The following is a 20,965-nucleotide window of genomic DNA, read 5'->3' on the forward strand; positions in this document are numbered from 1 at the left end:
AGGAACCCGCTCATAAACTGGGTGTTTAGCCGTTTGTGTACAAGCAAGTCCTGTTATTGTTCGTTTACCAATCCTCAAATCCCCAGTAGGAGAGTCAGAGCATTATTGTTCCAAGTCAATCCTTTGTCTAAAACTTTAAATCCCGCGACTTCGCACATAGCTTCTAAAGCAGTAGCTGTAGGCAGCCACCACCACGGCGCAAAATCGTTCATGTCAAAAACTGCTTTCTCAGTTATCCCTATAAGTTGGTGGTTGTTGATGTATGGCCGCCAATAAGCTGTTAAAATAGCTCGTTCTGCGTCGTCCAAAGCGGGAACAAACATTACTCCAGAAGCCGGAATTTCATAGCGTCCCAACTCATTGTCTATAACTTCTTGGGTAATAGCTGAAGTGAAAATTAAATGCTCGCGAGTTATCTGACGCAAAGCAACTAAAATCTGCAACGGATGGGGGTGATGGTACAAAACTCCTGCACAGTGAACTACATCGTAAGGCTCGCCAATGTCTCCAAGCTGAATCTGAGTGATATCTTGATTGATACAGTGATAATTAGCAATATTTAAACTTGTCATGCGATCGTGAAAATCTTGCCACCAGTGGGAGGAGGCAGGGCTGACATCAATCATTGTCAGAGAAACTGCACCATATTTGCTAGCTACAGATACTTTTTCGTTGACAGTTCCCCACAAGCCGCCGACTTCTGCAAAAGTCTTGCCTTTGACTACTCGGGCAATGTAGCGATCGCGAAGATCCTTAGCCTCTAACTCTAATAATAGAGTAGATTCCCCTGTTTGACGCTGTTTTTCTAAAATATCCTCTAATTTTTGGGATATTTCTGGATCTTTTGGTCTAATTTCTAATGCCATCAAGTACAACATAATGGCTTCGTTAAGCCGATCGCTCTCAACAAACTTTTGGGCTATTTCGCAGTAAAATTCAGGAGCGTGCTGCGGCTGCATTTCGTGGTGATAGTAGCTAGTTGCTACATCTGAATCTACCGGAGTTCTTTTAATTAGAGCCTCACCTAACTTTATGTAAATTTTCGGGAGGGACGGCTCGATTTGAAGCGCAAAAAGGTAGGCGGAAACAGCATCGTTCCATGCGTGATTTCCACTCAAAGCATCGCCTAAATTGTAATAAGACCAAGAAATAGTGGGATTAAGTTCAATAGCACGTTGGTAAGCGGTAGCTGCGGCTTTCCACTGTTGGGTTTTTAACAGCGCTGCTCCTAAATTGTGGTAAGTCCAAGAGAATTCTGGATTGAGTGCGATCGCCCGCCGATAAGCGAGTGTTGCTGCTTCAAACTTTTGAAGTTTAACTAAAGTCAAAGCTAAGTTATAATGAGACCAAAATAAATCCGCATTTAGTGCGATCGCCCGTTCGTATGCAGCCTCAGCTTCCGACCACTTTTCTAGTTTAACAAGAGCATCCCCTAACTGGTGAAAAGCTGAGAAAAAATTCTGGTCTAATTCAGTAGCGCGCTGGTAAGCTGCGGCGGATTCAGACCATTCTTCTAATCGATCGCAAGCTGCACCGATGCTGTAGTAAGACCAAGAATAATCCGGGTTAATTTCAACAGCCGTGCGGTAGGCGATCGCAGCTTCTTGCCATTTTTCTAACTTGAGCAGCACGCTGCCTAAGTTGTAGTATGACAAAAAAGAATTGGGATTTAAATCAATACTTTTTCGGTAGGCAGCCTCCGCTTCGCGCCAGAGTTCCTTAGCTTGCAAAACATTGCCTAATTTGTAATGAAAATCCGAAATCTCCGGCTGGAGTTGAATAGCTTTGCGGTAGTTAACAATAGCTTCGTCCCACTGCTTTAGCTCGCTAGCAGCTTCTGCTAATTGGCAGTAAGCTTCGCAAAAACTTGGGTTTAAATAAATCGTGCGGTGGTAACAAGTCAGCGCTTTTTCTGGCTTGTTTTGCGCCAACAAAGTATTACCTAAATCGAGATATTCTTCCGCTATCTCTATCGGTTCCACCATGAGTGCTTGATACCAACAGTCTGCGGCTTCTTCAGCTTGACCGGCTTGGGTAAATATCCGGCTCAAATTACGGTAAAATCCTGCAAAGTTTGGTTGCAGGGAGATGGCTTTTTGGTAACAGGCGATCGCCTCTTGCCACTGTTCCCAAGTAGCGCAGAGAGTGCCGAGGTTAGCAAAAGCTTCGGCAAAATCGGGTTGCAGAGCGATCGCAACTTTATACCAATACCTTGCGTCTTCTAGTTTACCCTGAGCTTGCAGCGCCTTTCCCAAGGTCTTGCAAGTCTCTGCTGAATTGGGTTCAGATGCCAAAACTTGTTGGCAAAGTGCGATCGCCCGATCGAAGTTCCCTGTAGCCAAATAAATTTCTGCCTGCTGCTGGAAATTCACTTGCACTGTTTCTGAATTCATTTTTTATTTTCCTTTTGAGTAATCATTCCCTGTAAAATTATATGCTACACTTTGCCAAAGTTCAAGTTTTTGTAAGTAGAGCTACCGAACACAGAATAATGCTGAATGTGCGCGACATTAATATAAACTAGATAATCATAGGTTAACAGCGAGCTAAATAATGTCAACACCTACTCGAACACCGCAAGTAAGCGTAATTATACCTGTATATAATGGATCTCGCTACATCGTACAAGCGGTGGAGAGCGCGCTGTCCCAAACTTTTACTGATTTGGAGATTATTGTTGTAGATGACGGTTCTAGCGATCGCACGCAGCAAGTATTGCAGCCTTATTTTGACAGAATTCGCTACATATATCAGGAAAATCAAGGAGTAGCAGCCGCCAGAAATATTGCTTGCCAACTAGCGCAAGGCGAGTTTTTGGCATTTCTAGATGCCGATGACTATTTCCTACCATCAAAGCTAGAGAAACAACTAGCTTGCTTTAACGCTAACCCCACCTTAGATATGGTGCAAACAGGTTGGGTGATAGTCGATGAAACCGGGCGAGAAATTTCTGCTGTCAAGCCTTGGCAGCAAGCGTCAAAATTAGATTTAGAAAGCTTTATTCTATATAAATGCGTGCGACCGAGTGCAATGATCCTGCGCCGAAAGTGGTGGGAAAAATTGCGCGGTTTCGATTCTCAGTTTCCCCTAGCAGAAGATTTAGACTTTGCCTTGCGTTTAGCTTTAAAGGGGTGCAAAGCAGTTTGGTTAGAAGAGACACTTACCTGTTATCGCCAGCACAATTCTAATCTCATGTCAAGCGGTTTTCGCGTAATGAAGAATATAGAAATTGTGATTAAAAAATTCTTCGCTCGACCCGATTTGCCTCAGTCAATCCGGCAGTTAAAAAACCCGGAACGCTATCAATGCTTAAAGTGGCTGGCATGGCGGATGTATCGCGACGGTCATCTAACAGAGATGGCCCAGTGTTTAGAAGAGTCATTGCAATATACGCCTTTTTCGCCCACAAAAACAGTCTTGAATTGGCTGGAAAGTTTTCAGATGGCTTCTGAAGAATATGGTGAAAACTTTGACGCTTATTCGCTGAGTAAGTTAGCCCAATGGCAAGAGATAATTTTGATGGTGATGACTAATCCACCCCAATCTCAACAGAGTTATATTCCCACGCCTTCAAAAGCGCAAGCGCACATTTTACTCTACAACACGGACGATCCGGGCGTGGGAGGATTAGCGCAGTACAATCATGCCATTCTCTGCCAGTTAGCCTTGTTAGGGTATCGAGTCACTTGCGTGCAAACCAAATATTCTAGCCCCTTGCTTGAGCGAGAACGAGAGTTAGGTATAGAGCACTTGTGGCTGGATTTTATCGGCCATAAAGATTTACAGCGGGTGTTAAGAAATACTCAGGATGCACGAGAGCTTTTTGCTAGTAATAAACCGGATATGATTATTTTTAGCGATGGTTGGCCATTTTCCAATTTTGCAGCTAAACAGGTAGTTATAGAAATGGGAATACCATACATGATGGTGATCGGGTTAGTTATACCAGAACACGCAACTTTTTCCTGCGGGGATGTAGTGCCTTATGTAGAAGGAGTGCTCTACCACTGCCTGCAAGCTAGAGCGGTGGTTGTTGGGGCTTACGAACATTTGAATGTATTGTGCCAACATTTCAAGTTGCCAAAAGAGCGAGGACAAGTGATTTACTTGGGGCGTTCTCCCAAATATTTTGCACCTCCTAATGCTGGGGCTCGTCAACGTCGGCGACAAGAAATAGATATTCCTGAAGATGCGATTGTCTGTTTCACATCGGCTCGATTGGCATCGATTAAAGGGCATCGATATCAGATCGAAGCAATCAAGCTGTTGCAGCAGTCTCCTGTGTGGTCTAAACTGTATTTTGTCTGGGCAGGAACTGGTGAGGGAAGCGCTGACAATGTAGAAATAGAATTGAGGGAAACTATTAAAGAGTTAGGGGTGAGCGATCGCGTGAAGGCGATCGGACAGCGCTGGGATATCCTAGATTGGCTCGATGCTAGCGACATATTCATTTTGACTTCTGTAGCAGATGCAGCGCCTTCCCTTGCAGTCATGGAAGCGATGGCTAAGGGATTGCCGATAGTTGCAACGGCTGTGGGCGGCATTCCTGAAGGGCTTGGCGATACTGGGAAATTGTTGCCCGATCCGAATACCGATCCAGAGGGAACCGCCAGGGAATTGGCGAAAACTGTAGAAGCTTGGGCAATGAATCCAGAATTACGGCATCAAATCGGTCAAGCTTGCAAGCAGCGGGCCGAGAAAGTGTTTAAAGAGGAACGGATGTTGGCAGAGTCGATTGAGGCGATCGAAAAAGCTTTACTTTGCGATCGTCAAACAGATCCATTTGTTACTCAAAAAGAGGTGCAGAGGTCAATTGCGAAAATAGAAAGCCTGGTCAACTACAGCTCTTTAGTATGGAATGCTTGGCAGGCTTACTGTCAAGAAGATCTACGCGGAATGCAGAAGTGGCTTCAAGAATCTTTGAAGTACACACCTTTTTTGACAACAGAAACGCTGTTAAGCTGGGTAGAATATTTTGGCATTTTTTCCTCAGCTAAAGGGCATAATTTAGATACATATTCTCTAATTAATTCAGCAGAATGGCAACAATTAGTCCAGGAATTACAGGGTATTGAATCTGTATTTTATGCACGCTAAAATACCAAATTTACATTTCACATTCGGATTGCTCTCAACAGTAGAATTGCATCTGCCTTCTGCCTGACATCCGTTACATCCGTTACATCCGTTACAGAATCCGTTGCCGAACTTCCTGATCACCGATAAAATTCATGTCAATAGCAAATCCGACACCGCGAGTAAGTGTAATTATTCCAGCATATAATGGATCTCGCTACATCGCGCAAGCGGTAGAAAGCGTCATCAGCCAAACCTATAAAAACTGGGAAATTATCGTCGTAGACGACGGCTCAACCGACGACACCCGCCAAGCATTGCAGCCTTATTTTGACAAAATTCGCTATGTTTATCAGGAAAACCAAGGAGTAGCTGCCGCCCGCAACCGAGGAATTCAGGAATCGCGAGGTGAATTAATTGCTTTTTTAGATCAAGATGACTTTTTCTTGTCCGATAAGTTAGCTGGACAAGTTGCGTTATTTGACGCTCAGCCATCACTAGGAATTGTTAATAGTGGCTGGCGAATTGTTAAAGAGCAAGGAGAGACAGTTTCCGATATCAATGGTTGGGAATATTTCCCAACATTAAACTTAAAAACATGGATAGTACAGATGCCCGTACTTCCTAGCGCCATGATGTTTTCGCGAAAGTGGTTAGAAAATGTAGGGGGATTCAACTCAGAGTTTGATTCCGTAGATGATGCCGATTTAGTATTGCGTTTAGCATTGTTAGGCTGCGAATCGGCTTGGCTACCCCAGGTGACCGTATGTTATCGCCAGCATGACAAAAATGTGTCAATTAAAAAATCGCTCGCACAAGCAAATCTGTTTATTAAATTAAAACAAAACTTATTCAATAAACCCGATTTGCCACAGCACATCCGCGACTTAGAAAATCCTGCTTTCTACGAAGCACTGACATGGATGGCATGGCACTTGTACTATACCGGCTATCCGGCGTCAGCGGTTGAGTATTACCAAAAATCTTTCGCTTATACTCCTTACTCTGCTAAAAAAACCGTAGGAGATTGGATAAATCGTCTGGGTTGGTGCTGTAAAGCTTACGGATTTCCCCGAAATATCCAATCTTTAAGAAACTTACCCGAATGGAAAAAATTAATGTCTAGCATTCTCCCTCAGAAAACAGTGCGAGTTAGCGTAATTATCCCGGCATATAACTGCGAGTGCTACATTGCTAAAGCCGTCGAAAGTGCGATAGATCAAACTTACCAAGACTTGGAAATTATTGTGGTAGACGACGGCTCTACCGACAGCACTCGCCAAGTTTTAGAGCCTTACCTCGATTTAATTCAGTATGTTTATCAAGAAAATCAAGGAGCCGCAATAGCTCGCAATCGCGCTTGCAAGTTAGCCAAAGGGGAATTCTTAGCTTTTTTAGATGCTGACGACTTCTTCTTACCCGAAAAACTAGAAAAACAAGTAGCTTGCTTTGACGCTGACCCCACATTAGATATGGTGCAAACAGGTTGGGTTATCGTTGGCAAAAACGACGAAGGCATCTATGGAGTAAAGCCTTGGGAAGAAGAACCAAAATTAGATTTAGAAGCCTTTGTTTTCTACAAATCAGTGCGTCCCAGCGCCATGATGCTGCGGCGAGAGTGGTGGGAACGCTTGGGGGGTTTCGATCATCGCTTGCCGCCAACCGAAGATTTAGATTTTGTGCTACGTTTAGGTTTAAAAGGCTGCAAGTCAGTTTGGTTAAAAGAGATATTAACCTGCTATCGTCAGCACGACAGCAATATCATGTCTAACGGCTCCAAATTAATGAAAAATACCGAAATTTTGATGGAGCAATTTTTTGCTCGGCCAGACTTACCTCAGCACATCCGTGACTTGAAACGCGCGGAACGTTACAAGTGTTTCGTATGGATAGCATGGCGGATGTACCGCGACGGATATTTGCTAGCAATGGTCGAATGTCTGGAAAAATCTCTGTATTACACTAATCTGACAGGCACTGAAACTGTTTTTAATTGGCTGGAAACTTTTAAGGGGGTTTCAGAACAGTACGGCTACAACTTTGATGCCTATGCCTTAACCAATTTACAGGAATGGCAAGACATAGTGGCGATCGCAGCTAACAATCCTTATCAGTTTAAACCCGAGCCCAGTTCGAGTTATAGGCCGCCAACAAAGCACGTACTCCTGTACACAGAAGACTCAGGAGTCGGCGGATTGGCTCAGTTTAACCACTCGCTGATGTGTAAATTAGCTGCCGATGGCTACCGAGTAACCAGCGTTCAAAGTCAAGCTTCTAACCCTTTAATTGCCGAACAAAAACAGCTAGGTATCGAACATATTTGGCTAGAGTTCGACACGATGAAAGAGTTTTTGCGAATAGCTTACAATTTGGATGATGCTCAAAAGATTTACGCCCAGGCTCGACCGGATTTAATTATATTTAGTGACGGCTGGCCGATGGCTAACTTTGCAGCTAAACAAGTTGCGATCGAGCAAAATATACCGTACATAATCAGTCTGGGTTATATCAATCGCAATTATGAAACCTTCGATCGCGGCGATCAAATTCCCTATTTCGATGCAGTTGCCTACCAGTACATTGTAGCCAAAGCAGCAGTAGCAGTTTCCCACGAAAATTTAAACTTGTTCCAAAGTCTATTTAAAGCGCGTCTAGAACGAGGAAAAGTAATCTATTATGGCAGACCAAATAGTTATTTTGAGCCGCCAAATCTTTCTACTCGCCAACGCCTGCGTCAAGAACAAGGAATCCCCGAAAGTGCTGTCGTTTGTTTTACGGCGGCGAGATTGACCCCAATTAAAGGATATCAGTATCAATTGCAGGCGATCGCCCAATTGAAAAATCGTCCAATTTGGCCCCAAATTTACTTTGTTTGGGCCGGGCCGGGGTCTACGACTCACGACAATCTGGAACCTGAATTAAGAGCAACTGTGAGCAAATTGGGAGTAGAAGAACAGGTTAAATTCTTAGGACAGCGCTGGGATATTGCCGATTGCCTCGACGCCAGCGACATCTTTATTTTATCTTCCCAAGCAGAAGGAATGCCGCTAGCAATTATGGAAGCAATGGCCAAAGGATTGCCCGTAATTGCCACAGCAGTCAGCGGGATTCCTGAAGAATTGGGAGATACGGGAAAGTTGCTCCCCGATCCTACAATCGACCCAGAAGGAACAGTAAAAGAGTTAGTAGAAACGGTGGAAATATGGGCAGAAAATCCAGAATCGCGCAGACTTGCAGGACAAGCGTGCAAAGCGCGAGCCCAAGAACTATTCAAAGAAGAACGGATGCTTCGGGAATATGGAGAAATAATTGAACAGGCATTGGTAAGTGACGATGAGAGCGACAGTTTCTCTATTAGTCCGAAACTCAAAAAGCAGGTACAGCAAGTGGATAGCCTGCTGAAATACTATTATTTAGTGTGGAAAGCTTGGGAGGCTTACGATCGGGGAGATATGTCCGAGATGGCGAGTAATTTGCAATCTGCTTGGGCCTGCACGCCTTATTTTACCACAGAAACTATCTTTGATTGGGTGAAAAATTTTGGTATTTTCGCAGCAGAAAAAGGAGTTCCGTTCGATACCCACGAGCTGATCAACTCCCTATCTTGGCAACAAGTGATAGAATCAATACAGGGTTTTGAAGTGTTTTCATCGGTTCGTTAAAACTGAGTTCTTGCAGCATTCTTAGGAACGGGAAAAATGCCCATTCCACAAAACATCAACCAAACAAAAGATATGCAATTTACATTCAAGTTCCCACGTATTAATAAACTGCTGCCAATTTGTTTAGCTATTGTCACTGTTCTGTTAATAGCCTATTTGGGACAGCCAAGAGCGATCGCCCAACTGCGATCGAACGTTACAGTAGATTTTGGACAGCCAGCCACCGGTACAATTTCCATGAGCGGCATCCTGCACGGAATCGACACTGCAAAACCGCCGGATAGCTCGATCAAACCCTTGCAGCCCAAACTTTGGCGGGCCGGGAGACTCGATATCTACGATCGCATAATCGCCAGCGGAGCCGAGTTTCAGTTAGTAGTCAGCGACTTGTGGGGCTACGGTACCAATCCCAATGGCTGGCCCTATCAAAACTACCCCGCGTGGGAAGCATTCATCCGACAGTTAGCCCAGCAAAATAAAGGCAAGAAAATTATTTGGGATGTATGGAATGAACCAGATTGGAAAGATCCATTTTGGAAGGGAAGCAGAGAACAATTCTTTGAAACTTACAAAAGAGCTTACAAAATCTTGCGGGAAGAATTGGGGCCGTCAGCAATGATTGGCGGGCCGAGCCTCGGCCACTACAGCAAAGAATATCTTGCGGCTTTTTTGGATTACTGCAAGGCTAACAAACTTGAAGTTAATTTCCTCTCATGGCACGAACTTAACGACGCGATGATTTTATTTGTTGACGATCACGTAATTGAGGCTAAACGCAATTTTCAGCAAAGTCCCTCTTACAAGGAACTGAAATTGCAAAAAATTTACGTCAACGAAATTGTCGGGAACTTAGCGCAGTACCAGCCGGGGGAAATATTAGGTTATTTGTATAACTTAGAGTATGCAAAAGCTGACGGTGCTTGCAGAGCTTGTTGGGATACTCAAGGGCCAAATAAAGTTAGCAATTGCTTCAACAATACGCTGAGTGGGATGGTCACGCCTAATACTTTTGAGCCGAGAGCTGCTTGGTGGGCTTACAAAGCTTATGCTGACGGAGTTAATTCGCGGGTGCAGAGTTGGTCAAATAACAATCGCCTTGTCGCTTTAGCCAGTAAGTCAAATCCTGAAGGTAAAGCACAGATACTTTTAGGTTATTTCGATCCCAATTTTTCCTCAGCAACAACGGTAACATTAACCCTCGGCAATTTGGATCAGCTAGGTATTCAAAGAGGTCAGAAAATAACTCTAAAGTTAGAAAAGATTCCCAACAATCAAGAAGGAGCCGTGCCAAAGCTTGTCACCGTTAAAGAAGAAAGTTTTTCGGTGGGTAGCGGCAGCTTGGCTTATGTTATCCCTAATTTCAACGTCCACGAAGGCTACTTATTGACGGTTAGCAAGTGAGCTTGATTTGAAGAGAAATCGCGGGGTGGGGGCGGGTTTATTTAACCTATCTGTACTTTTTGAGGCTAGTGGTGAACCCGCCCCTACGGGTTTATCGATCGCGCGGTAGCTGATGTCAGTAGAGTTTAGCTGGGATTATTCAAAGATTTTTGCACCGATTCCAACCACTCTCGGACTGTTTGATTTTCGGATTGTGGGTCGTAGTAACACCCTAATTCATCGAGGATGAATGCTTCTAAATCGGCGGGGGCGATCGGCATTTCTAGCAGTTTGCTGAGTTCTTGCGATGCAGCTTCAACACTTGCGGGCGGTTCGCTGCTGCGGTAGTTGTTCACTACATCACTGGGAATGTCAGCTTCTAACGGCCAGTCTTGGTGAAAGTAGGAACTGAAAAATTGGGTTAAATGAGGAAATTGATCGATCATTGGGGATAGGCTGTGAGAATAAAGTATCCGGGAGGTAATTTGGCGCTGCGCTGGAGGACGATTCTCAGGCGAGATGTTGAAGTTGCTTTGGATGTGCGGCGACGCAGAGTAATGCCAATTATTCTGTTGGCATTGTAGTCGATCGTATAACGATTACCTTGAGTTTTCACCCAAGAGTCGATCGCACTTTGATTTCTGTTCATTGCTTCTGCAATAGCCGCTTCGGCGACGGAACGATCAGTAAAAGAAGATGCGGCAGGAATTCTCGTTTCGCTTGCGAGTCGCTGTGCTAGTTGTGCTTCTGTTTTACCAACGTGTCTCTCTAAAGTGTGTCCTCCGGCTGATTCGTGAAAGTCTAATCCGCCGCCCGGTATGTTGGGTACAAAAGCTACGGTGGTTTGTGGTATGGTTGAGATTTTCGGTGCAACAACCGTGGCGTAAACATCAGATATAGCCGATTGGAATAATATAATTATTGAGGCGATCGCACACAGGATACCTAAAAACTTTTTTAGGCGATCGAGTTGAGTTTTCATTGCTGGTGAATCTCTTCCTTATATTTAGTAGAGGTGTTGGCTTTGTTTGTCTATTTCCTAATCTACCATTCGTAATACCAATTTAATGTGAAGTTGCACATATCTCGATCCCCCTAAATCCCCCTTAATAAGGGGGACGAAAGAGAAGAATCTTGCCCCCCCCTTATTAAGGGGGAGTAGGGGGCAAGCTAAGGGGGGATCGGATTCTATGCAACCTCATAAAAAATTGGTATAAGTTAGAAATAGCGCGCCGCATTTAAATATACGGTGTGCAGTGCGCGACCTACGGTTAAGTAGAAATTTCCCGCAATATTTAAATACATGGTTCTCCGCGCGCACCCTAGGATTATTCATAAATAGAGGTAAATAGAGGGCGATCCGCCCGCACCCTACGATGATTGAGAATAGTTCGTGATTTCTGTGGTTTACAAAGCTTCACTCAGTATGAGAAAAAGTTAATAATTCTTTGACTAAATCACTGATGATTGATGATAAATTAATTGATCATCTTTAAAAAATTGAAAAAATGCAAGTAGTTATCCTAGCAGGTGGTCTCGGTACTCGTCTCAGAGAAGAAACAGAATTTCGTCCGAAACCCTTAGTTGAGGTGGGGGGGCATCCAATTATTTGGCACATCATGAAGATATATGCACACTACGGTTTCCAAGACTTTATTGTGTGCTTGGGCTATCGCGGCAACATGATTAAAGAATATTTCCTCAATTATGAAGCCATGAACAATGACTTTACTATCTGTCTGGGACGCCAAAATATCATCACTTATCACGAGGAACATCTCGAACAAGATTTTAAGGTGACACTGGCTGAAACTGGCGCAGCAAGCATGACGGGAGGCCGGGTAAAACGGATCGAAAAATATATCGATCGCGAGAATTTCATGGTGACATACGGCGATGGAGTTGCTGATGTTGATATCGAAGCACTTGTGGATTTCCATAAGTCTCACGGAAAGCTGGCAACTGTCACCACATTCCGTCCGATTTCTCGCTTTGGAATTTTGGATGTAGACAGCGAGAGCCGCGTAGTACAATTTTCGGAGAAACCTCAAATAGATGGCTGGATCAGTGTTGGATATATGATATTTAACCGCCGGGTATTTGAGTATTTGGGGGGAGATGATTGTATTTTAGAACAGGAGCCGATGCAGCGTTTGGCCGCAGACGGACAGTTGATGGCTTACCGTCATGACGGCTTTTTCTTTGCGATGGATACTTTTCGAGAGTACAAGTATTTAAACGAACTTTGGGATGAAGGGAAGGCTCCTTGGAAAGTGTGGAAATAAGTTAGTTGTGGCCTTCTCAGTCAGCCTTTTATGAACGGGCAAGATGCCCGTTCCACAAGAGAGAGAACTTATTTGTTGTGGAACAGGCATCTTGCCTGTTCTTGATAAGGGTGCAGAATGTGAGGAAATAAGTAGGAACACGGCAGTGCCGTGTCCCTACCTCTGCTATAAAATAATTATAAAACATGGATTTTCAAGCTATTCTCAACTACACAGAAACTTACCTGCAAAAGTGCGTTTTACCCCACGCGGAAATTATCGACAGCGACTCGGAAGCGCTGAAAACAGCAGTTGCGGGATTGGAAGATCGATCGCTCTTAGCATTGCGAGTTCCCCAAAAATGGGGCGGTGCCGAAATTGCACCGGAGATTTTTTACCAATATCAGGAATTGACGGCTCGATATTCCGGCGCTTTGTCTTTCCTGCAAACTCAGCACCACAGCGCAACTGCGATGCTTGCCAACAGCGACAATGAAATGCTAAAAAGCAGATACTTGCCCGCGATCGCCCAAAAAGAGTTACGCTTGGGTATTGGGTTTTCGCATTTAAGGCGATCGGGCAATCCGGCCGTCACCGCAACTCCCACAAAAGTGGGCTATTTACTGTCAGGAAAAGTTCCTTGGGTAACAGGTTTTGGCTTGTTTCAAAAGTTTATTGTAGCGGCGGTACTTCCTGACGAACGCGCTGTTTTCGGTTTAGTGCCTTTTGCCAATATTGAACGCGAACATGGTAAAATAGCTTGTAGCGAAATCATGCAGTTAATCGCCATGAACTCGACTAATACTGTGACAGCCACTCTCGATAATTGGTTGCTGCATGAATCGGAAATAATTTCAGTTAAACCTGTGGGCTGGATTTCGGAAAACGACACCAAAAATATACTGAATTTTGTTCCGGCTACTTTTGGCTGTATTCGAGCGGGATTGGATGTAATTGCAGCAGCCGGGGCTGCTAAGAATTCACCTTTTATAACGGCGGCTTGCCAAAAACTAGAGCAAAAGCTCGATCGGCTAAAACAGAATTTCCCACAATCTCAACATAGCTCGAAAACAGAACAATTAGCGCTGCGAGCTCAAGCCATTGATTTAGCGGTGCGTTGCGGGCACGCTGCAGTTGCAGTTTCTAGCGGTGGTGCTAACGGTGCGGTACACCCGGCCGGGAGAGTTTATCGAGAAGCTTTGGTGTATACTGTTTCCGGGCAAACAAAGGATGTGATGGAAGCAACGCTCGATCGACTAATCCAATTTTAGATTTTAGATTTTAGATTTTAGATTTTAGATTGAGAGTGCAGACGGTCAATCGATTTTAGATTTTAGATTTTAGATTTTAGATTTTAGATTTTAGAATTGAAGAAACTGTGTTTAATAAATAATAGATATATTTTACCTGATGACAGACCAATTAAACTCCAATAATCTCAAAACGATCGCCTACAGCAAAATTGTAGACTTAACCCATTCAATTCACCCAAATATTCCCATTTGGCCCGGAGATCCAGCGACAGAAATTGCCACAGTAGCTCAAATAGAAACAGACGGATATTTCCTGCGAAAATTTTCGATGGGAGAACACAGCGGCACTCACATCAACGCACCCAACAGCTTTTATGCAGGAGGCGCCAGCATTGATAGTTATTCCCCGCAGTCGCTCGTTGTGCCCGCAATTGCGATCGACATCCGAAAGCAAAGTCTTGCCAATCCCGACTACACTTTAACAATTGATGATATATTGACTTGGGAACGGCAGCACAAACTTATAGAACCGGGAAATCTAGTTTTATTGTATACTGGCTGGCAAGAAAAATGGGATGACGAGAAAGCATTTTTCAACCGAGACGATCGCGGAATTTGCCACTTTCCGGGATTTGGCAAAGCAGCAACTCAATTTTTGCTAGAAGAACGCTCTATCGCGGGAATTGGCACCGACACTCACGGAGTCGATACCGGGCGAGATGAAAGTTTTGCGGTTAACAAATTGGTATTGGAAAAGCAACGAATAGTGCTGGAAAATCTAGCAAATCTCGACTTGTTACCTGCGGCTGAAATGACTTTAGTTATCGGAATATTGCGCCTTTTGGGAGGTTCCGGTTCGCCCGTGTCGGTGTTAGCTTTTGTTGCTTGAGGCGGTAAAACTTAGATATTGCATTATGCTCAAGAACGGGCAAGATGCCCGTTCCACAAAGAGTCAATTTTTTTTGTGGAACAGGCCGAAAAGCCTGTTCCTAAACGGACAGCCGGATGCCCTTTCCACAAAGAGTGAATTTTCTTGTGGAACGGGCATCTTGCCCGTTCATAAATAGGTAATTGAGAATGGTGCAATATCTCAGGTAAAATTAGATTGAGAAAAGTCGAGTAAAAACAATTAAATTAATGACAGAACTGCCCAAGGATCTCAACGAGGCGATCGCCCAATCCCGCATTGCCACCGCCGCTGCCCTCTCGGACGGCAAAACTCTACTGCAAGTCGAATTAGTATTTCCAGAAATCGCCCTGCAAGCACAGTCTATCACCCTACAATTCCTCCCAGAATTTGAGGAAATCTACCCCGGAGTAAAAGTCTTTTTTCCAGACACCGGTGCGGCAGCCCTCGCGCGCCGCGACTGGGGAGAAACACCGTTTAAAGTAACTGATTTAGGCAGCAGTCGCACTCCAGTTGAAGATAAAATAGCGCCGGAAGATCAACTTTTCATTTTGATCAATCCAGCAGCCGTAGAAGTTGCCCAAGTCGAAAAACTTTACATAGCTGCTGCAGGTCGCCCAGTAATTCTACTCAACCCGCGCCTCGAAGATGTTGCCACCATAGGTATAGGCTATGCGGGCCGCCAATTGCGCGATCGATTCCTCAGCAAAATTGAATCCTGCTACTACATCAGACCCCTAGACACTGCTGCTTTATTCCGCTGCTACCCCCAATCTTGGCAAGTGTGGCTGGAAACAAACGACGAATACAAACTAATTTCTGAAACCGCCCAAAAACCAGTCGGAGACGATTTAGAGCGGATTTTAGCCGCTTCTCTCCCCAGCGCCGATCCTGACTCCACCACACCTGCCAAACCCTTAAAAAAGAAAGGTTTTTTGGCAGAACTCCAGACATTCCTCAAAGCTTTGACTCAGTAACAATCGTTAAGGCTCGATCGTATTTTACGGTGTGTCAGGTAGGATTATTTTCGACTTAATCCGTCGGCTAATCGCTGATGCACCCTAAAGCGTGAAATAACTCAAAGCTTTGCCTCAGTAACAGCAGTTGCAGAAGCACAATTAACAGCTTGCCTGTGTTTCTACCAGTAGCTACGCCAACAGGTACTGGCGAGCTTTACAGAATCTTTATAAAAAGCACTATAATGGGTGACACCCCTCCACCGTAAAAGAGGGGAGGCAAATAACAGCAAAATCAGATGCTATAAGCTAGAGATGGGGCTTTTGAGTCAGGGAAGCGGATAAACACAATGGAGCATCGGCGCATTGTTATCGGGGACGTACACGGGCATTACGACGGCTTAATGACCCTGCTAGAGGCACTTGCCCCCGGCTTGGACGATCGCGTCTATTTTTTGGGAGACTTAATCGATCGTGGCCCCAAAAGCGCTCAGGTATTAGATTTTGTGCAGCAAAGCCCCTACCACACTCTGTTGGGCAACCACGAACAACTGATGCTGGAGGCTTTGTCGGGGACGCCGATGGATATGCGAGCGTGGCAATCTTGGCTCTACAGTGGCGGCGATGCGACAGTAGCCAGCTACAGAGAGACAGGGATGATGCCGTACAAACACTTAGAGTGGCTGCGATCGCTCCCCACGCACCTGGATTTAGGGGACATCTGGCTGGTTCACGCCGGCGTTGACCCCCATCTGTCGCTCGATGAACAGTCGATCGAACAACTCTGTTGGATTCGCAGGGAATTTCACACCATGTCGAAACCCTATTTTCCCAATAAATTAATTATCACCGGTCACACAATCACCTTTACCTTTCATGGGGTCAGACCGGGCGAATTAGTCAGGGGCGAAGGGTGGTTGGATATTGACACGGGTGCTTATCATCCCAAAAGCGGCTGGCTGACAGGATTTGACCTCAGCTACCGCAGAGTTTATCAAGTAAATGTATTTAACAATCAAGTCCGAATTTTGCCGTTTGACGAAGTTGTCCGGCAATTGAAGCCCCAGCCGATTGCACCCCCGCAACCTGCGATCGATTCTATTGTTCAACAGCAGTGTTAAATCAAGTTTTCGTTTTAGGGTATGTCAGTTTAAGTTCGATCTATCTTATATCTTGCACGATTCTCAAGAACGGGCTCTCCGGCCCGTTCCACAAAGAGTAGATTTTCTTGTGGAACAGGCATCTTGCCTGTTCCTAAAAGGCTAATTGAGAATGGTGCAAGATGTGATATCTATTAAATCGAAATTAACTTGCTGCTGACATACCTTAGTAACTGGATTTATTTTTTAACGAACCGCGAAGACGCGAAGATCGCGAAGTAAGAAAAGAGAAGGGAAGAGAAGAGAAAATAAGAGAGTGTCTGACTGATTTAAAATTGCTACGAGCCCAAAAGCCTGCGGATTTCTAGCCTGTAATCCTCATTATCCAAACCTTCACCGCTAGCAAGATCCGGATCTATAGCCTGTGAAATAGCAGCAATACGATCGCCAGTTGCCGGGTGAGTGCTTAAAATGCTAGGAGGAGAAGGCTTGTTGAGCAACTTTTTCATAAAATCAACCATCCCAGATTGAGCGTAGCCGGCTCGCCCCATAGTTTGCAATCCCAACTGATCGGCTTCATACTCAGCTTGGCGACTGTGGGGGCGCCGCAAAGCCAATTCTACCCCAATCTGAACCGCCTGAGATCGATCGAGCCCAGTGGCCGAAGCTACGCCTGAAGCTATGGCCATTTGACGCATTTGTTTAATCGCGTGGCGAGCATTAATGTGAGCGATTTCGTGGGCGATGACACTGGCCAATTCTGCCTCATTGTCCGCCGCCGTCATCAAACCTTTATTCACATAAACAAAACCGCCCATAGTTGCAAAAGCATTAATCGCGTCGTCGTCAATGACTTGAAAAGTATAAGGAATATTCGGGCGAGTGCTTTCTTGAGCGAGTCGTTGACCGATGCGGTTGATATATTCTGTAGTGTCCCGATCGCGGTCAATCTTAAACTCGCTGTTGGTTAACTGCTGATTAATTTGTCGGCCAATAGTCACCTCTTGGCGATCGGACATATTCGACAATTGAATAACTTGAATGCCTCGGAAAATCAGTTCAGGCAAAGAAAATGCTTGAGTCGGTTCCGGGGAAACCACCCAGATACCCGCAGCCACCATCAGGGACAGAAACAGATAAATCCCCCGGCCACAAGTACGCCGGCAAGTCAACCAAAAATTTTTTAACATGAGTGATAGGTGCCAGAAGTTAGATAAAATTGTAGGAAAAACTCGAAAAGTCACTAAATAGGCAGACGCAATTTGAGGCTGATTAGTTGCTATTCTAGCTTTTTGTCAATTTTTAACGGCGCCACCAGCTTCTGGGCGATCGGCCCGCAGGCCAACCAACCGCCGTCAACTGCCTTCTGGGTTAAGTGCCCCAGTCATGCGGATTTGGGGCGATCGTTGTGGTAATATCTTTTAGCTTCAGGACTTACACATCAATAAAGTATGTCATTGCCAGCGGTAGCTCAGCAATAGCAGCATCTGTTTTTCATCGATGTCTGCGTAAGTCCTGAGCTTGTAAACATACTCCTGTCGCTATCAGTATAATAGGCGATTATGAAAATTTTAGATTCTCAAGGCCGACTGTTCGGCAAACTCAGCATTCTAGACGTAGCTGCAGCTCTGATCGTACTGCTAGTTGCAGTCGGAATCTTCTTCTTTCCCGGCACTTCTGGCGGTTCCGTCGCCCAAGTCGGCACCAGTATCAAACCTGTAGAGATTGATGCAATTGCGATCGGTCTCAAAGGAACAAACGTTCAAGATTTGTTCAAACCAGGTGATAAAATCAATGTGGTGATCCGCAATCAACCCTCCGGTCAGATTACCATCAAATCAGCCAAAACTCTCACCAGAACCCTAGCAGTTCCTCAGCCCAACGGCACTCTGAAAGCTCTCCCCGACCCCAGAGAAGAAGAAGCTTTCAGCAAAAATATGATGTTTACCTTAGAGGGAAAAGGTCAACTTACTGAAAATGGCCCGGTTTTAGGTAATACGAAAGTCAAAATTGGCACTACGCTAGAGCTTGAAGGCAACAAGTACATTTTCAACGCCAGCGTCATCGACGTGCGAGTGAAAGAATAATTAGTAGTCAGTAGTCAGTAGTCAGTAGTCAGTAGTCAGTAGTCAGTAGTCAGTAGTCAGTAGTCATTGCTAATGGGGAAGAGGGAATTCATATTCCTTCTTCCTTCTTCCTTCTATCCTTTACATCCGTTACATCCGTTACATCCGTTACAAAATCCGTTGCCGAACTTCTTTACCCTTCCGAAAGCAATTTTAAGTATTGCCTAATTAAGCCAATCGTGACAGCGGGAATTTCTAACTGCGGAGTCAAACCTACGTTTTCCAGAGGTTGAAAAACTTTGATTGCTTCGGGGTTGAGATTTGCCAACCGCTGGCCGATATCGGGGCCGGTAAACTGCGATTTTTCTCCCCAAATAATCGCTGTCGGCGTTGTTAGCTGAGTGATGTACAGCGACAAGTCAAAGCACAAATCTCCCCGCACAAAAGACAGGGCGGCATATTCTGCATTTGGTTCCAAAGCAGATTGGAGGTAAGCATCAACAATTTCTTGGTAAACGCGACGCGAATCGGCAAATTGGCGTTGTTCTAGGAAGCTACGGATGCCGCCGTCTGTGGCGATTCCGGTACTGTAGAGCAATTTGTCTAAAATCGGCGTGTTGACTAGCTTAGCGAAGAAACTGCTGCCGTAATCTTGTCCGAAGTCCGACAAACCGCTGGGTATCGTCAAAATTAGGGATTTGAAGAGATCCGGCCGTGCGATCGCAGCTCGAATCGCGATCGCCCCTGTTAGCGAAGAAGCAATCACCTCTGTCGGACTACCGCAAGTTTTTTCGAGAAATTCGATCGAAGTTGTGATATAATCTTCAACCTGATAATTTCTTGCCGGATGTTCCGATCGCCCCCAACCGATTAAATCCGGTGCTAAAATTCGATATTCTGTCGCAAAAGCCGGATAAACTTTCGACCATTCGTAGGCACTCGACCCGCCGCCAAAACCGTGAAAAAATACTAAGTTGGGCTTATTTTCCGAAGTTGAGGTCGGCAACCCCATCCAAGGCATTTTTTCAGCAGTGTAGTAGACCATTCTGCCGAGAGAAGTAACTATCGATCGCTGACCGAAGCCGAGGGGTACAAGCATAAACTAACCTTAATCGCTGTTATATTTTAGATTCTTTTCCGTCGCCCCGTCTTTATTTAAAAAACTTGCAAAGCTGGTGGCGTTTTTGTAAAGATTGAGTAATGATTTAAATCTATTTTAGTACAGGTGAAGCGTGAAACTACAGACAGCAAGTAAGTTTTGCGATTTGGGCAATTCGGCTGTGTAGTTATCCTTACCCTTGCAAACTACCGCCGATCGGAGATAATAGCAAAATGATGGGTAAGACCCCTCAACAAAATAGAGTCTGTTCGCCAACCCCGAAAGCAGGCGCTCGGAAAGCAGGAGTATTAGAACTCGCTTTCAAGCAGGCGGCAGGTTGGCGGAGGCTCGCCAATCACGAATCATTAATCACGATATTTTGCGGAGCAGTGGCTTTTGAGGTCGAAAGTCTTTGTTGGAGGGCGGGCGATGGGGTTTCGATTCCTAATTGCAGGTTTGGCAATCACTGGCCTCGCCGTTATCAATTCCAAAACACAAGAAACAACTAATCTCAGGGAGGTCTACTAAAATGCAACTGCTCAGAAAAAGGGATCGCGAGGGTTTTATGGTTGATGCGAAAAGTCTTCAATCGGACGGGTTGGCAGAATTTGACACAGCCTGTCGAAGCATGGATTTAAACGGCAAAAAGTCTTTTGTCGCTACTCCAGAACGATCGGGCGCAGGGTCAGATGTGCGATCGCGCGCCACGGTACCTGCGATCGTCCGCGTAGCTTTAGAAGACTTGAAATGCTTTGAAGTAGTAGAACACCAGTTTGCACATTGGGGGGTGACTTTTAGCAATGCCGTCGCCATCCAACCTTCAAACCCAGCATTTTTCACCGGTTCAGGGGCAACAGTGTTAATGGGAGCCCCCAAAAGCGGACTGATAGAAGTAATTTTTAAGTATCCAGTTCGCTGGGTGTCAGGACTTGTCACCAGTTCGCGACGAACTGTTTTATCTGCTTGTGATATTGACGGCAACCCAATTGTTCAGGATGAAATGCCGGCGCCCAATCTGATCGGGTCTAATTCTCCGATCGCCCCTAGGGCTCCCCTGCGCGTAAAAGCTCCGAATATTCATCGAATTACTTTTTACGCTTTTGACGGTCAGCTAGTAGTCGATGACTTGATTTTTGGATTTTAGACTTGAACTAAATCACCCCATAGTTCGCTAAACTTATCCATAGTTAATCCTTAAGAGG

The 20,965-nt window shown here is 45.0% G+C and carries 15 protein-coding genes; 10 read left to right on the plus strand and 5 right to left on the minus strand.

What is annotated here, in order from left to right:
- Positions 1-74 precede the first annotated feature (74 nt).
- Complete coding sequence (locus QUB16_RS00765; protein ID WP_333313321.1) at positions 75-2,393, minus strand: tetratricopeptide repeat protein; 2,319 nt, start codon at positions 2,391-2,393, stop codon at positions 75-77.
- A gap of 160 nt (positions 2,394-2,553) precedes the next feature.
- Here QUB16_RS00765 and QUB16_RS00770 point away from each other — a divergent pair, with 160 nt between their 5' ends.
- The 3 genes from QUB16_RS00770 (at position 2,554) to QUB16_RS00780 (ending at position 10,139) form a co-directional block, all read left to right on the plus strand.
- Positions 2,554-5,097, plus strand: a complete 2,544-nt coding sequence (locus QUB16_RS00770; protein ID WP_333313323.1) for a glycosyltransferase — start codon at positions 2,554-2,556, stop codon at positions 5,095-5,097.
- A gap of 134 nt (positions 5,098-5,231) precedes the next feature.
- On the plus strand, positions 5,232-8,738 hold the full coding sequence (locus QUB16_RS00775; protein WP_333313324.1) for a glycosyltransferase: 3,507 nt from the start codon (positions 5,232-5,234) through the stop codon (positions 8,736-8,738).
- A 36-nt stretch (positions 8,739-8,774) separates the two neighbouring features.
- Positions 8,775-10,139, plus strand: a complete 1,365-nt coding sequence (locus QUB16_RS00780; protein ID WP_333313326.1) for a GH39 family glycosyl hydrolase — start codon at positions 8,775-8,777, stop codon at positions 10,137-10,139.
- A 125-nt stretch (positions 10,140-10,264) separates the two neighbouring features.
- Here QUB16_RS00780 and QUB16_RS00785 read toward each other — a convergent pair whose 3' ends face one another.
- Positions 10,265-10,564 carry a contact-dependent growth inhibition system immunity protein gene (locus tag QUB16_RS00785; protein WP_333313327.1) on the minus strand — a complete coding sequence of 100 codons (300 nt, stop codon included), beginning with the start codon at positions 10,562-10,564 and terminating at the stop codon, positions 10,265-10,267.
- On the minus strand, positions 10,561-11,100 hold the full coding sequence (locus QUB16_RS00790) for an RNase A-like domain-containing protein (RefSeq protein ID WP_333313329.1): 540 nt from the start codon (positions 11,098-11,100) through the stop codon (positions 10,561-10,563). Before QUB16_RS00790 ends, QUB16_RS00785 begins: the two co-directional genes overlap by 4 nt.
- 526 nt (positions 11,101-11,626) lie before the next feature.
- On the opposite strand from QUB16_RS00790, the gene rfbF reads away from it, so the two are divergent.
- The 5 genes from rfbF to QUB16_RS00815 all read left to right on the plus strand — a co-directional run bounded on the left by rfbF (position 11,627) and on the right by QUB16_RS00815 (position 16,619).
- Positions 11,627-12,403 carry a glucose-1-phosphate cytidylyltransferase gene (gene rfbF, locus QUB16_RS00795; RefSeq protein ID WP_333313330.1) on the plus strand — a complete coding sequence of 259 codons (777 nt, stop codon included), beginning with the start codon at positions 11,627-11,629 and terminating at the stop codon, positions 12,401-12,403.
- Between the two features lie 185 nt (positions 12,404-12,588).
- On the plus strand, positions 12,589-13,653 hold the full coding sequence (locus QUB16_RS00800) for an acyl-CoA dehydrogenase family protein (protein WP_333313332.1): 1,065 nt from the start codon (positions 12,589-12,591) through the stop codon (positions 13,651-13,653).
- A gap of 139 nt (positions 13,654-13,792) precedes the next feature.
- Positions 13,793-14,524 carry a cyclase family protein gene (locus tag QUB16_RS00805; protein WP_333313334.1) on the plus strand — a complete coding sequence of 244 codons (732 nt, stop codon included), beginning with the start codon at positions 13,793-13,795 and terminating at the stop codon, positions 14,522-14,524.
- A 248-nt stretch (positions 14,525-14,772) separates the two neighbouring features.
- Positions 14,773-15,519 carry a DUF1995 family protein gene (locus QUB16_RS00810; protein WP_333313336.1) on the plus strand — a complete coding sequence of 249 codons (747 nt, stop codon included), beginning with the start codon at positions 14,773-14,775 and terminating at the stop codon, positions 15,517-15,519.
- Between the two features lie 329 nt (positions 15,520-15,848).
- A complete protein-coding gene (locus QUB16_RS00815; protein WP_333313337.1) occupies positions 15,849-16,619 on the plus strand; it encodes a metallophosphoesterase family protein in 771 nt (256 codons plus the stop codon).
- A 317-nt stretch (positions 16,620-16,936) separates the two neighbouring features.
- Here the strand turns inward: QUB16_RS00815 and QUB16_RS00820 are convergent, their stop codons facing one another.
- Positions 16,937-17,788, minus strand: coding sequence for a M48 family metallopeptidase (locus QUB16_RS00820; RefSeq protein WP_333313338.1), 852 nt, complete (start codon positions 17,786-17,788; stop codon positions 16,937-16,939).
- 372 nt (positions 17,789-18,160) lie between these two features.
- Here QUB16_RS00820 and QUB16_RS00825 point away from each other — a divergent pair, with 372 nt between their 5' ends.
- Positions 18,161-18,685, plus strand: coding sequence for a DUF4330 domain-containing protein (locus tag QUB16_RS00825; protein WP_333313339.1), 525 nt, complete (start codon positions 18,161-18,163; stop codon positions 18,683-18,685).
- Between the two features lie 172 nt (positions 18,686-18,857).
- Here QUB16_RS00825 and QUB16_RS00830 read toward each other — a convergent pair whose 3' ends face one another.
- Positions 18,858-19,763 carry an alpha/beta hydrolase gene (locus QUB16_RS00830; protein WP_333313340.1) on the minus strand — a complete coding sequence of 302 codons (906 nt, stop codon included), beginning with the start codon at positions 19,761-19,763 and terminating at the stop codon, positions 18,858-18,860.
- 565 nt (positions 19,764-20,328) lie between these two features.
- Between QUB16_RS00830 and QUB16_RS00835 the strand changes: the two genes are divergently transcribed.
- Positions 20,329-20,907 (plus strand): hypothetical protein, encoded by a 579-nt coding sequence (locus tag QUB16_RS00835; protein ID WP_333290287.1) that lies wholly within the window; start codon positions 20,329-20,331, stop codon positions 20,905-20,907.
- Positions 20,908-20,965: the final 58 nt, after the last annotated feature.

Origin of the sequence: Microcoleus sp. D3_18a_C4, from assembly GCF_036702415.1 — a bacterium.
Lineage (GTDB): Bacteria > Cyanobacteriota > Cyanobacteriia > Cyanobacteriales > Microcoleaceae > Microcoleus.

What these genes read in the sequence shown, in the direction of transcription:
- QUB16_RS00770 (WP_333313323.1), top strand. Translation starts at nt 2,554, where the DNA reads ATGTCAACACCTACTCGAACACCGCAAGTAAGCGTAATTATACCTGTA.
- QUB16_RS00825 (WP_333313339.1), top strand. Translation starts at nt 18,161, where the DNA reads ATGAAAATTTTAGATTCTCAAGGCCGACTGTTCGGCAAACTCAGCATT.
- QUB16_RS00830 (WP_333313340.1), bottom strand. Translation starts at nt 19,763, where the DNA reads ATGCTTGTACCCCTCGGCTTCGGTCAGCGATCGATAGTTACTTCTCTC.
- QUB16_RS00780 (WP_333313326.1), top strand. Translation starts at nt 8,775, where the DNA reads ATGCCCATTCCACAAAACATCAACCAAACAAAAGATATGCAATTTACA.
- QUB16_RS00820 (WP_333313338.1), bottom strand. Translation starts at nt 17,788, where the DNA reads ATGTTAAAAAATTTTTGGTTGACTTGCCGGCGTACTTGTGGCCGGGGG.
- QUB16_RS00815 (WP_333313337.1), top strand. Translation starts at nt 15,849, where the DNA reads ATGGAGCATCGGCGCATTGTTATCGGGGACGTACACGGGCATTACGAC.
- QUB16_RS00810 (WP_333313336.1), top strand. Translation starts at nt 14,773, where the DNA reads ATGACAGAACTGCCCAAGGATCTCAACGAGGCGATCGCCCAATCCCGC.
- QUB16_RS00800 (WP_333313332.1), top strand. Translation starts at nt 12,589, where the DNA reads ATGGATTTTCAAGCTATTCTCAACTACACAGAAACTTACCTGCAAAAG.
- QUB16_RS00805 (WP_333313334.1), top strand. Translation starts at nt 13,793, where the DNA reads ATGACAGACCAATTAAACTCCAATAATCTCAAAACGATCGCCTACAGC.
- QUB16_RS00765 (WP_333313321.1), bottom strand. Translation starts at nt 2,393, where the DNA reads ATGAATTCAGAAACAGTGCAAGTGAATTTCCAGCAGCAGGCAGAAATT.
- rfbF (WP_333313330.1), top strand. Translation starts at nt 11,627, where the DNA reads ATGCAAGTAGTTATCCTAGCAGGTGGTCTCGGTACTCGTCTCAGAGAA.
- QUB16_RS00790 (WP_333313329.1), bottom strand. Translation starts at nt 11,100, where the DNA reads ATGAAAACTCAACTCGATCGCCTAAAAAAGTTTTTAGGTATCCTGTGT.
- QUB16_RS00785 (WP_333313327.1), bottom strand. Translation starts at nt 10,564, where the DNA reads ATGATCGATCAATTTCCTCATTTAACCCAATTTTTCAGTTCCTACTTT.
- QUB16_RS00835 (WP_333290287.1), top strand. Translation starts at nt 20,329, where the DNA reads ATGGTTGATGCGAAAAGTCTTCAATCGGACGGGTTGGCAGAATTTGAC.
- QUB16_RS00775 (WP_333313324.1), top strand. Translation starts at nt 5,232, where the DNA reads ATGTCAATAGCAAATCCGACACCGCGAGTAAGTGTAATTATTCCAGCA.